8 protein-coding genes and 2 tRNA genes are annotated in these 12,461 nt (G+C 73.3%); 5 read left to right on the top strand and 5 right to left on the bottom strand.

Translation table 11 applies throughout. The features are described from left to right. Positions 1 to 246 precede the first annotated feature (246 nt). A complete protein-coding gene (locus AB0950_RS17235) occupies positions 247 to 450 on the top strand; it encodes a helix-turn-helix domain-containing protein (RefSeq protein WP_366778810.1) in 204 nt (67 codons plus the stop codon). Continuing rightward, complete coding sequence (locus AB0950_RS17230; RefSeq protein ID WP_366778809.1) at positions 450 to 1,733, top strand: site-specific integrase; 1,284 nt, start codon at positions 450 to 452, stop codon at positions 1,731 to 1,733. Before AB0950_RS17235 ends, AB0950_RS17230 begins: the two co-directional genes overlap by 1 nt. An 80-nt stretch (positions 1,734 to 1,813) precedes the next feature. Here the strand turns inward: AB0950_RS17230 and AB0950_RS17225 are convergent. Next, a tRNA-Arg gene (locus tag AB0950_RS17225) sits at positions 1,814 to 1,886 on the bottom strand. Between the two features lie 201 nt (positions 1,887 to 2,087). Beyond that, positions 2,088 to 2,178 (bottom strand) — tRNA-Ser (locus AB0950_RS17220). Positions 2,179 to 2,464: 286 nt separating this feature from the next. On the opposite strand from AB0950_RS17220, the gene AB0950_RS17215 reads away from it, so the two are divergent. Both AB0950_RS17215 and AB0950_RS17210 read left to right on the top strand, forming a co-directional pair. Continuing rightward, entirely contained in the window at positions 2,465 to 2,929 is a 465-nt protein-coding gene (locus AB0950_RS17215; protein ID WP_366778808.1) for an SSI family serine proteinase inhibitor, read from the top strand. A gap of 226 nt (positions 2,930 to 3,155) precedes the next feature. After that, positions 3,156 to 7,829: a PAS domain-containing protein gene (locus tag AB0950_RS17210; RefSeq protein WP_366778807.1), complete on the top strand. Its 4,674-nt coding sequence runs from the start codon at positions 3,156 to 3,158 to the stop codon at positions 7,827 to 7,829. Positions 7,830 to 8,090: 261 nt separating this feature from the next. On the opposite strand, the gene AB0950_RS17205 is transcribed toward AB0950_RS17210, so the two are convergent. The 3 genes from AB0950_RS17205 to AB0950_RS17195 all read right to left on the bottom strand — a co-directional run bounded on the left by AB0950_RS17205 (position 8,091) and on the right by AB0950_RS17195 (position 11,180). Next, complete coding sequence (locus AB0950_RS17205; RefSeq protein ID WP_360153482.1) at positions 8,091 to 9,767, bottom strand: long-chain fatty acid--CoA ligase; 1,677 nt, start codon at positions 9,765 to 9,767, stop codon at positions 8,091 to 8,093. Between the two features lie 125 nt (positions 9,768 to 9,892). Further along, positions 9,893 to 10,486, bottom strand: coding sequence for a SigE family RNA polymerase sigma factor (locus tag AB0950_RS17200; protein WP_366778806.1), 594 nt, complete (start codon positions 10,484 to 10,486; stop codon positions 9,893 to 9,895). A 376-nt stretch (positions 10,487 to 10,862) separates the two neighbouring features. Further along, positions 10,863 to 11,180 (bottom strand): hypothetical protein, encoded by a 318-nt coding sequence (locus tag AB0950_RS17195; protein WP_360153476.1) that lies wholly within the window; start codon positions 11,178 to 11,180, stop codon positions 10,863 to 10,865. Between the two features lie 365 nt (positions 11,181 to 11,545). Between AB0950_RS17195 and AB0950_RS17190 the strand changes: the two genes are divergently transcribed. Next, positions 11,546 to 12,418 carry a bifunctional DNA primase/polymerase gene (locus AB0950_RS17190; RefSeq protein ID WP_360153473.1) on the top strand — a complete coding sequence of 291 codons (873 nt, stop codon included), beginning with the start codon at positions 11,546 to 11,548 and terminating at the stop codon, positions 12,416 to 12,418. Positions 12,419 to 12,461: the final 43 nt, after the last annotated feature.

Here is a 12,461-nt window from a genome sequence, read left to right as displayed (position 1 = left end):
AATAGCGGTGACGCAGACGGGTGGCGGCTGCGTCACCCCGCGTCACCCGCGTCACCCGCGTCACCCGGTGACGAATGCCTGCGTCACCCGATGACGCACTTCACCCGCCTCGCGTCACTCAAACGTGCAGGTCAGAGCACCGCGCGACGCAGTTGACGCAGTGACGCAGAAATTCGCACCTCGGACAGACGCGGGACCCCGAGGGGTCCCCGCTCGCAGGCCCCACCCCCAAACCGGAGGTAGCGCGTGCTCTCCATCGTCCGCGACGACGAAGTACCGACCGCATGGACCGTCCCGGAAGTCATGACCCACCTGCGCTTGAGCCGCAGCAAGGTCTACGACCTCATCCGCTCCCGCCGACTCCCCTCCTACACGGAAGGGCGAAGCCGGCGCATCCCCGTAGCCGCCGTCCGTCAGTACATGAACGACCGCCTGGAGGAAGCCGCGTAATGGCCAAGCGTCGCGCCAACGGCGAAGGAACGATCACCAAGCGGGCGGACGGCCGTTACCAGGCTGCCGCCTACGTCTACCGCCCTGATGGCACCCGCACCCGGAAGTTCGTCTACGGCAAGACCCGCCTGGAGGTTGGCGACAAGCTGACGCAGTTGCAGGAGAAGACCCGTCAGGGCATCCCGGCCGCAGAGTCCACCATGGCGTTCGGCGACTACCTCACCTACTGGCTCGCCACCATCGCGCCGCAGCGGCTCAAGCCGTCCACGCTGAACAGCTACGAGGGTCTGACCCGCCTGTACATCCGGCCCGCCCTCGGCAAGAAGCGGCTGAACCGGTTGTCCCCTGCGGACGTGCGCCGCTTCCTCGCGGAGTTCAAGGACTCCTGCCTGTGCTGCCTGCGGGGCGCGGACGCGGAGCGCCCGGAGGGCAAGCGCTCGTGCTGCGCCGTGGGCCGCTGCTGCGAGCGCCGGCCGTCCGCCAGGACCGTCCAGTACATCCATGCAGTCCTTCGGTCGTCGCTTCAACAGGCGATCCGAGAGGAACTGATCGCGCGGAACGTCGCCCGGATCGTGGAGACCCCCACCGTCACCCGCAAGGAGGTGCGTCCACTGGACGCCGCAGAGGCTCGCCTCATGCTCAAGACCGCTCGCTCCCACCGCCTCTACGCCCTGTGGCTGCTGCTCGTGTCGACGGGCCTGCGCCGGGGCGAAGCGCTCGCCCTCACGTGGGCGGACGTCGACCTCGCGAACGGACAGCTTCGCGTCCGCCGGAACGTCCAGCGCATCCGGCGTGAGTTGATCTTCGGAAGCCCCAAGACCATGCGTTCCGTTCGTACGGTGTCCCTGCCGAAGCACTGCGTGCGGGCACTCGTGCAGCACCGGACCCAGCAGGAGCGGGAACGCAAGGTCGCCGGGAAGAAGTGGCAGCCGGCGCCGGGGCAGCCGGACGGGCTGATCTTCACCACGGCGACCGGTCGCGTCACCGACCCCCGCAGCCTGAATCGGATGCTCACCATCCTTTGCCGGGACGCCGGCGTACGGCGGGTGCGAGTGCACGACCTTCGGCACACGTGCGCGTCGCTTCTGCTCGCTCAGGGCGTGGACGCTCGCACGATCATGGAAACGCTCGGGCACAGCACGATCACGATGACACTGGACACCTACGCGCACGTCATGAGCACGACGCTCAAGGCCGCCGCCGACCGGATGGACGACGCCCTCGGGCTGGAGGAGCCAGCGGAAGAATCAGACGGCGAGCAGGAACCGGACGCCGAGGAGTGATCGGCTCTTCGGGCCGCGTTGATGTCAGCGGATGATGTCAAAGGCCCCTCGGGATGATCCCGAGGGGCCTTTGACCTGTGCGCACTCGGCAGGATTCGAACCTGCAACCTTCTGATCCGTAGTCAGATGCTCTATCCGTTAAGCTACGAGTGCTTGTTCTTTCGTTGTTGTCTCCGTCCCGGTCCTTTCGGCCCGTCCCGGCGACAGGAAGAACATTACATGACTGCCGCCGCCATGTGAAATCCGATTCGCACACCCCTTGTGACCTGCGGAAACGTCCGCAGGCGGGTCGGGGGCGAGGACGGGTGGAACGCCGAAGCCCCGGTCCTGGGGACCGGGGCTTCGGGATCGGTGCGGAGGCGGAGGGATTTGAACCCTCGATGGGCTTTAAGGCCCAAACCGCATTAGCAGTGCGGCGCCATAGACCGGACTAGGCGACGCCTCCAGCACAACCGCTCACGCGAGCGCGCGAGTGGTGCGTGCAGATGATGACACAGCCGAGCGGCCTGTCACCAATCGCCCCCCACGGTACTAGGCAGTCGGGCCGCAGGGCAAAGGCCTTCCTGCCCGGCGAGGCGCGGGCGCAACGTCCGGGGGACCCGCGCGTTGGGTACGGCATGGTCTTTCTTCGTGAGTGGGGTCCTGGGTGGGCCGGCGCGTGGCGGGGTCCTGGGCGGGTGGTCCCTCGGCGGGGTCGCGTGCGCGGCCGCTGGGCGCCTGTCCTCGCCGCCGTGTCGGGCCTGGCCGGCCTCGCCGCCGTACCCGCCGTCGCCGTACCCGGCATGCCGCCGCCCGTGCGGCCCGAGGACCGGGCCGGTGATCACCTCACCGTGGTCGTGCGGCATGCCGGGGCCGGGCGGGACGGGACGTACGAGCTGTTCTGTCACCCGGCCGGCGGAACCCACCCGGACGCGGTGGAGGCGTGCCGGGTGCTCGACGCGCAGACGAACTGGGGGCGGGACCTGTTCGCCCCCGTCGCTCCCGGCACCACCTGCACCATGCTCTACGGCGGCCCGGCCACCGCCCATGTGACCGGCACGTGGGCCGGACGCAGGGTCGACGCCGCGTACGACCGCAGCAACGGATGCGAGACCGGACGCTGGGACCGGATGGTGCCCCTGCTGCCGGGGGTCGGCGCGGTGGACAGAGAGGAGCAGGGGGATGGAGCAGGGCCAGGGCCCGTGAGCTTTTCCTGACGGAAACACCGGTGCCGTAAAGGTCCCGCGAAAGTCTCAGGGAGTCGCGGGGTGTGGCCGGCGGGTGGTGGCCGGTTCGGTGTCACTTCGTCGTGGGACCTCGCTCTCATCCGGCGTCGCGAGCGCAACGTGTGCGCTTAGACTCCCTCGCGTGACACGTCGCGGGCCGGTTGGCAAGATGGCCCGAGCGGTCGGCAAGGTGCGGTAACAGGGAGGAAGGCGTCTCGTGAGCAGCAGGCCATCCCGAGGCGCTGCTCGCCTCGCAGCCATACTCGACGCTCTGCCGGACGCGTTGGTCCTGGTCAACGCCAACGGAACCGTCGTCAACGCGAACACCATCGCGCTGGAGGCCTTCGAGGCGCCCGGCACCGCGCTCGTCGGACGCGGGTTGCTCGATCTGCTGCCCGAGTTCGACTCGCGGCTCATCCCCGGATCGATGCGGCGGCCCGATCACATGGATCCGCGGGGGCGCACCAAGCCCACGCGGATGGTCGCGCGGCGGACCGACGGGAGCGAGTTCCCGGTCGAGGTCACGAGCGCGAATCTGGAGAACGGGCAGCAGGCGTACGACGGTTACGGATACACCGCTGACGAGCTGCTCATGCTCGTCGTGCGGGACCTGTCCGGGACCGTCGACACCGAGGCCGAGCTGGCGCGCTCCCAGCGGCAGACCGAGATGATCCTGCGGGCCGCGTCGGAGGGTGTCGTCGGTACCGACACCGACGGGCGGATCGTCCTCGTCAATCCGGCCGCCGCCCAGATTCTGGGGTACCGGGCCGGTGAGCTGGGCGGCAAGGAGCTGCACGCGCTGGTGCTGCACTCGCGGGCCGACGGCTCCCCCTTCCCGTACGAGGAGTCGCCGCTCGCCGACACCCTGCGCTCCGGGCGCAAGCACCGGGTGCGCGGGCAGGTGCTGTGGTCCAAGGGGGACGAGAAGGTCTCCGTCGACCTGACCACCGCGCCGGTGCGCGACGGGGACCAGCTCGTCGGCGCCGTGATGACCTTCACCGACCGGCGCCCCCTCGACACCCTCGCCGAGGAGAAGGCCGCGCTGGAGAAGGCGCACGCGGAGGAGCTCGAGCGGCTCTCCGAGGAGCACGCCTCCGACCTGACCGCGCTGCGCCAGCAGCACGTCACCGAGCTCGAGGAGCTGCGCGAGAAGCACACGGAGGAGCTGGCGGCCGGCGAGGAGCGGTACGCCTCGCTCGCCGAGCGGGAGAAGGACCGGTACGAGGCCCTCGCCGGCCGGCACGAGCAGCTGCTGACGCTGCTCGGGCACTCGCTGCGCGGGCCCCTGGAGGAGCTGCGGCGCGAGCTGGCGGCCCTGGCCGCCGACGACGCCGGGCAGCTGTGGCCCGAGGCCAACCAGGTGCTGCACCACCTGAGCGCCGGGTACTCCAGGATCACCACCCTCATCGACAACGTTCTCGGCTACCAGCGGCTGGACGCGGGCGTCGAGGACATCACGCGTACGAAGGTGATGCTGGACGCCGTCGTCGCCGCCGGTGTGGAGGGGGCCGTCGAGCTGATCGGTCCGGGGCGGGTGCAGTTCGCCGTGCACGCGCCGCCCATCGAGGCCGAGGTCGACCCGCAGCGGCTCGCCACGGCGCTGGCGCACCTGGTGGCGGACGTCGCCGGTGTCGACGCGACCGGCAACTCGCCCGTGTCCGCGGGCGGTTATCTGGACAACACCGTCGTCGTCGCGGCCGCGCAGCGCGGCGAGGTCGCGCGGATCGAGGTGCGCGGGCCGTACGCCGGCGGGGACGCGGTGCACGAGCCGATCGTGCGCGGGATCGTACGGGCCCACGGCGGCGTGCTGCAGACGCACGAGGTGCCGGGCATGAGCGGCAGCGCCTATGTGCTGGAGGTGCCGCTCGGCGGTGGCGCCGGGACGGTCGACGCGGCGGTCGGCGCGCAGGCGGCGCCCGCGAGGGAGCTTCCGGCCCTGCAGGGCGCACCGGACGCGGGCGGCCCTGTGCCGGCCGGGCAGCTGGAGGCCGTACCGGCGTCGGCCGGGCAGGTTGCCGGTGCCGGTGAGGTGGCCCCGGCTGCGGATGGCGAGCAGGCATCCGGTGGCGGGCGGCGGCGGGCCCGGCGGGCCTCCACCGACGCCTTCCTGGAGAGTGAGGTTTCCGGCGCGGCCCAGGCCGGGGCGCCCGCGCCGACCGGACGCCGCCGCAGGCGTGCCGCGGCGCCCGCCGAGGACACCGGCGCGGTCCCGGCCGAGAGCGCGGAGACCGCGTCCGGCGGTACCGGGCGGCGCCGGGGCCGGCCCGCAGAGATCGGCACCGGTGACGGCGCGGGGGTGAGCGAGGGCGCGGTGGTGACCGCGGCCGAGCATGCCGCCGGGGCCGCCGCCTCGAATACGGGGCTCGGCGCGGCCGTTCCCCCGCGGGGCGTGCCCGCGGGCCTGCCCGCCCGGCCCGACTCCGGCGCGGCGCAGGCCGCCCTGCCGCCCGCGCTGCCGACGGCGGGCGGCGAGCAGACGCCGGATGCGCAGGCCGATCCGGCCGAGGGTACGCAGCCGACCGGGCGGCGCCGGCGTGCGCTGGCCGCCGCGGCGGAACGGGCCGCGGCCCAGGAGGCGGGCGGTCCTCGTACGGTCTTCGCCCTCCCGCCGGCCGAGGCCGACCGCTCACCCCAGTCCCCGGACGCGGCGAACGGGGTGGGCACGGTTCCGCCTGGGGGCATGCCGGGTGGCGGCGTGCCTGCCGGTGCCGTTCCGGGCGTCGTCGAGGGGCAGCCGCGGTTCGTGGGGCAGGGGCCCGGGCAGGTGCAGGTGCCCGCTCAGCCGCCGCTGGCCGTCGGGGGCGTACCCGGTGACGCGGGCCGCCACGACGCCGTACCCCTCGACCAGGCCGCGGACCACACTCCGCCGCAGCCGCATCCGACCAGCGCGCCGACCGGCCGGCGCCGCCGTGCCGTGGCCCAGGCGGCGCAAGCCGCTCAACCGGTGGCACCGCCGCAGGGCACCGCGCCCGGCACCGCTCAACCGGCCTCCGCGCCGATGCCTGCGGCCGCTCCCGCCCCGGGCACCCAGGCCGCTCCGGGGCAGCTCGCCCCAGGACAGGCCACCGCCGCGCAGGCCGGGCCCGCGCAGGGCATGCCGGCCCAGGGTGTTCCGGGTCAGGTGACTCCGCCTCAGGGCGTTCCGGTGGCTCCGGGGCAGGCCGGGACGCATCCGGCCGGGCCGCCGACTCCCGGTCAGGGCACGCCGGTTCACGGCGTTCCGGCGCAGGGTACGGCCGGACAGGGCATCCCCGTCCAGAACGGTCCCGCGGCCCAGGCAATGCCCGGCGCGCCCGCGTCCGGTCAGCAGCCGGCCGTACCGCACCCCGCCACGCCCGCGCACGGCACCGCCGGCCGACCCGTACCGGCCAATCCGGTGGCTCCGGCGACTCCGGCCGCTGCCGGTCAGGCCGTGCCGGCCCAGCAGCCCGCCCCCGCGACGCCGCCCGGCGGTACGCCGGGCGCCCAGCCGCTGCCCGCGGAGGCCGGTGCCGGACCGGTGCCGACCCCCGTCCAGACGCCCGGTGCGCCCCAGCAGTGGCCCGGCACCGACGACACCCCCGGCGCGGGCACCCCCATGCCGCCGACCGGCGCCGGAGCAACCCCGGCCCCCGCCCAGACGCCCGGTACGCCCGCCGCCGGTACCCCGCGGGCCGCGCAGCCGTTGCCGGCCGCCGGTGCGGCGCTCGACCCGAACTCGACGCAGGGGCGGGCGATCAGCGTCCGCACGCTCGGGCAGGGTGTGCCGTTCTCCCGGCAGGCCGCACAGGTGCAGCAGCCGACGGCGACCCCGCCGCCGCACGCGCCGGGTGGTTCCGGCCGTCGGCGCAAGCTGGGCACGCGCCCCGACCCGGCGCAGCACGCGGAGCAGCAGCCCGGGCAGACGGCCCGGCCCCATCCGCCGGCCGGACAGGCACCCGCGCATCCGTCGCCGGGCGAGCAGGCGCCCGCGCATCCGTCCCTGGCCGGACAGGCGCCCGCCCCTACTCCGTCCCTGGCCGGGCAGCCCCGGCTCGCCCCGGGCACCGAGGGTGCCGGACGGTCGTACGCCATCGGCGCGCCGGACGCCGACGCCGCCGAGGGGCCGGAGCCGCTGGACGGCCCCGGCGGTGCCGTGGAGGTCGCGGACACCCCGCGTCCGCAGCCGCTCGACGACGAGCTGCCGCCGGAGCCGCTGGACAACCCGCGCCGGCTGCTGGTGTGGCCCGCGCCGGACGCGACGACCCAGCAGGCGCTGAGCGACCGCGGCTACCGGCCGGTGATCGTGCACTCGCGTGAGGAGGTCGACGCGCAGATCGCGGCGTTCCCGGCCGCGCTGTTCGTGGACCCGCTGACGGGGCCCATCACGCGGACCGCGCTGCAGTCGCTGCGCCAGGCCGCCGTGGCCGCCGAGGTGCCGGTGCTGGTGACGGCGGGGCTCGGGCAGGCGACGCGCGAGGCGGCGTACGGCGCCGATCCCGCCGTACTGCTGAAGGCGCTGGCGCCGCGTGACAGCGAGCAGCATCCGCCGCGGGTGCTGCTCATCGAGGAGCACGCGGAGATCGCGCTGGCGCTGACCGCGACGCTGGAGCGGCGCGGGATGCAGGTGGCGCGGGCCGCGAGCGACGGCGACGCGGTGACGCTGGCGGGGCAGTTCCGGCCGAACCTGGTGGTGATGGACCTGATGCAGGTGCAGCGGCGGCAGGCCGGCCACACCGGGATCATCGACTGGCTGCGGGCCAACGGGCAGCTCAACCGGACCCCGCTGGTCGTCTACACCGCCGCGGTCGACCAGGCGGACCTGCCGCGGCTGGCCTCGGGCGAGACGGTCCTGTTCCTCGCGGAACGCTCCACCAGCACGGAGGTGCAGAGCCGGATCGTGGACCTGCTGGCGCGGATCGGCACCAACTAGCGCACGCGCCGGCCGGGCCTCGTACGACCCTCGGCACGCCGCGGGGGTGTCACAGCCGGGCGAACCGGACGGCGAGCACCGACGGCCGACGCGCCAAGCGCCGCGACAGGCCCCTGACCGGGCGGCAGGCACCGCCGCCGGCGCCCGGTCTCCTCACAGCCGGGCCGAACCGAGCCGCAAGCACCGAAGCCGACGCCCAAGCGCCACGACAGGCCCCTGACCGGGCGGCAGGCACGCCCACCCGGTCAACGGCCCGTCGTCTCACAGCCGGGTGACGTCCAGGCGCCCGTCCGCGTACTGCCTGCGCAGTACCTTCTTGTCGAACTTGCCCACGCTCGTCTTCGGCACCGACTCGACGATCGTCCACCGCTCGGGCAGCTGCCACCTGGCGATCTTCCCCTCCTCGGCGAGGAAGGCGCGCAGGGCCTCGAAGTCGGCGGTGGCCCCCTCGCGCAGGACGACCGTGGCCAGCGGGCGCTCGCCCCACTTCTCGTCGGGTACGGCGACCACCGCGGCCTCGGCGACGTCCGGGTGGGACATCAGCGCGTTCTCCAGCTCGACGGAGGAGATCCACTCGCCGCCGGACTTGATGACGTCCTTGGCGCGGTCGGTGAGGGTGAGGAAGCCGTCGGAGGAGATGGTGCCGACGTCACCGGTCTTCAGCCAGCCGTCCTCGCTGAACTTGTCGGCGGGGCGCAGGGGTTCGGCGCCGGGACCGTTGTAGTAGGCGCCCGCGATCCACGGACCGCGCACCTCCAGCTCGCCCGCCGACTCGCCGTCCCAGGGGAGGCGTTCGCCGTCCGGGCCGGTGAGGCGGGCCTCCACGCCGGCCGGGAAGCGGCCCTGGGTGAGGCGGTAGGCGAACTCCTCCTCCGTGCCGACCACATGGGCCGGCGGCCGGGCCACCGTGCCCAGCGGTGAGGTCTCCGTCATGCCCCAGGCGTGGCAGACGCGCATGCCGAGCTTGTCGAAGGCCTCCATGAGGGAGGGCGGACACGCGGCGCCGCCGATGGTGACCTGGGCGAGGGAGGAGACGTCGCGGGGCCGGTCGTGCAGCTCGGCGAGCAGGCCCTGCCAGATGGTCGGGACGGCCGCCGCGTGGGTCGGCCTCTCCTGCCCGATCATCTCGGCGAGCGGCGCGGGCTGCAGGAAGCGGTCCGGCATCAGCATGTTGATGCCGGTCAGGAAGGCGGCGTGCGGCAGGCCCCAGGCGTTGACGTGGAACTGGGGGACGACGACCAGCGAGGTGTCCTGGTCGGTCAGGCCCATCGACTGCGCCATGTTGAGCTGCATGGAGTGCAGGTAGATCGAACGGTGGCTGTACACCACGCCCTTGGGGTCGCCCGTCGTGCCGGAGGTGTAGCACATGGCGGCGGCCTGGCGTTCGTCCAGCTCGGGCCAGTCGTAGGCGGTGGGCCGGTCCGCGATCAGCTCCTCGTACTCGTGGATCCGGGCGTGCGCGCCCTGCAGCGGGGTGCGGTCGCCGGGGCCGGAGACGACGATGTGCTCGACCGTCGGCAGCTTGGGCAGCAGCGGGGCGAACAGCGGGATCAGGGAGCCGTTGACGATGACGACCTTGTCGGCCGCGTGGTTGACGATCCACGCGAGCTGCTCGGCGGGCAGCCGGAGATTGAGCGTGTGCAGCACCGCGCCCATGGAGGGGATCGCGAAGTAGGCCTCGACGTGCTCGGCGTTGTTCCACATCAGGGTGGCCACCCGGTCGTCGCCGGTCACGCCCAGCTCGTCCCGCAGCGCGTGCGCCAGCTGGGCGGCGCGGGCGCCGGCCTCGGCGAAGGTGCGCCGGTGCGGCCCGGCCTCGCCGGTCCAGGTGGTCACCCGCGAGGATCCGTGGACCGTGGACCCGTGGGTCAGGATCCTCGAGATCAGCAGCGGTACGTCCTGCATGGTGCTCAGCACGGAGTCCTCCCGGGGCGGCATTGCCTACGCGGTGGTAGAGGTGTGCGCTGATTCTGCGCACATACCGCGCGGTATGTCACTAGGGGGTGTGTCACTCGGGAGGAAAATCAGGTCGACGGAAAACCGGCGTCGGCGGAAAACCGGGGTCAGCGGACCAGACCCAGTTCGGGATCCTCGCGCAGCTTGCCGAGCGCACGCGACACCGCCGACTTCACCGTGCCCACCGACACCCCGAGCACCTCGGCGGTCTGGGCCTCGCTGAGGTCCTCGTAGTAGCGCAGGACGACCATCGCCCGCTGCCGCGCGGGCAGTTTCATGATCGCGCGCCACATGGCGTCGTGCAGCGCCTGCCGTTCGGCCGGGTCGTCGTCGCCCCGCACGGGCTCGGGCTCGGGCAGTTCGTCGCAGCTGAACTCGTCCACCCTGCGCTTGCGCCACTGCGAGGTACGGGTGTTCAGCAGCGCGCGGCGCACGTAGCCGTCCAGCGCCCGCTGGTCCTCGATCCGCTCCCAGGCCACGTACGTCTTCGCCAGCGCGGTCTGCAGCAGGTCCTCGGCGTCGCTCAGGTTCGCGGTGAGCGAGCGCGCGGTGCGCAGCAGGACCGGCTGACGGGCCCGCACGTACGACGCGAACGTCGGGTACGTGGGTGCCTGACCGCTCGGCGGCCGCCGGGGGTGGGGGAGGGCCTGCCGCCTTGGTGCTGCGGCGGCCGAGGCGCTGGTGCAGACGGGTGTGGTCATGGCTCCACGCTAGGAGCGGCGCACCCTCCGGCGGATCGGCCGCAGGTCCCGAAGCGGAGTCCCCCTCAGGTTGTAGGGGTGGGGCTGGCCGCACCTCCTGAAGGTGGACGGCGGGATGACGCCTCCTACGGGTTCGACCCTGACTCCCCAGGGCGGACGACCCCGCCGGCTCAGTGGTCGACGGTCGGGAGGAGGCCGTCTGACTGCCCGCCACCTGCCCCGCCGGCGCCGAGCTCGACCCCCGACGGCGCCACAACCTCCCCGCCCGGCACCGGAAAACGTCTGCGCGGCGGTACCGAAGCACCGCCGCGCAGACGTGTTACGACCCCGAAGCACACCCCACGAGGACCCTCACCGGGAGGGCCTCGCCCTCAGGTCACCACAGGTGGGTGAAGTGGATGGCCACGTTCTCGTTGCCCTGCTGGATCGCCGTCCAGGCAGAGCCGTTGACCTGGGCGGTGTTGCTCTGGTTCGAGGCGCCGTTGCCGACCGCGTTCTGCTGCGTGGTGGACGAGTTGCCGTTGTTGTCGTGGCCGACTCCGCTGCCGATGATCCCCGCCACACCGGTGTTGGCGCTCGATCCGTTGTCCGCGACGGCGCCGTTGTCGGCGGCCGCCACGCCACCGAGGAGGGCGGCTGCGAGCGGGAGCGCGGCGACAGCGGCGAGAACGCGGGCGGTACGGATGCTTGCCATGTGTTCCTCCAGAACCAAGCACTCGGACCCGAGGGCCGGGAGTACGTGAACTAGCGCTTGTGCCAGGGCAGTTGGCCGACCGCTCTGACTGTCGTGGACGACGTCGCGAGATCAGGGTTGCCCACCGAATCCCCGGCGAACCACCCCGGAAGGCGCGATTCGCACGCAAGCGTGATGACAAGTCGATAAACCCCTATCACCATCTTTCGTCTCTTCACTCCCAGAAGGAACTAACCCGTCACCTCTCCCCCTCAAGCGGCACAAGGGATGAATCGTTCCGCCACATGTCCGCCCATGTCCCCCGCGCCCGGCGCGCCACACCCACCCCCCTTCCCTTTTTCGAACGTACGTACGACCATGGATCCATGGCCACCACCGACCGGCAGGCCACGACGCTGGCCCTCGCACACGCGCTGTCAGCCGCCGAACGCGGCCTGGCCGTCATCCCCCTGTCCCGGACGAAGCTCCCGGCCCTGCGCTCCCCCCACCGCGACGACCCCGACCCGGCCGGAGCGCGCTGCCACGGCGAGTGCGGCCGCTTCGGACACGGCGTGTACGACGCCTCCACCGACCCGGTCCGCATCCGCGAGCTGTTCGCCGCCGCGCCCTGGGCCACCGGCTACGGCATCGCCTGCGGGCTGCCGCCGTACCACCTGATCGGCGTCGACCTGGACACCAAGTCCGGCACGAACTCCTCGACCGCGCTGCGCGAACTCGCCCTGCGGCATCTGTTCACCATTCCGGAGACGGTCGTCGTCCGCACCCCGAGCGGCGGGCGGCACCTGTGGCTCACCGGCCCGCCGGACGTCGTCGTACCGAACTCCGCCGGCCGGCTCGCCCCCGGCATCGACATCCGCGGCGCCGGCGGCTACCTCGTGGGCCCGGGCTCCCGCACCGACCACGGCGTGTACACGACCGCGCCCGGCACCGCGCACCTGACCCCCGCCGCCTGCCCGCCGTCCCTGCTGCACCTGCTCGCGCCCCCGCCCCGGCCCGCGCACCCGGCCCCGCCCGCCCCCGGCGACCACGGCCGCGGCCTGGTCCAGTTCGTGCTCTCGGCGCACGAGGGCCAGCGCAACACCCGCCTCTTCTGGGCGGCCTGCCGCGCCTACGAGAACGGCATCGGCCCCGCCCTCGCCGACCCCCTCACCGAGGCCGCCCTCGACACCGGCCTCACCGAACGCGAGGCCCGCGCGACGATCGCCTCAGCGGCACGCATGACGGGGCACCGCCCGTAACGGCGTGAGGACCGTCCGAACACCCGGAAGGGGCGCCCCCTGG

Origin of the sequence: Streptomyces sp. NPDC007189 (assembly GCF_040703635.1) — a bacterium.
Classification (GTDB): Bacteria; Actinomycetota; Actinomycetes; order Streptomycetales; family Streptomycetaceae; genus Streptomyces.
This window is presented reverse-complemented; position numbering and strand designations above follow the sequence as displayed.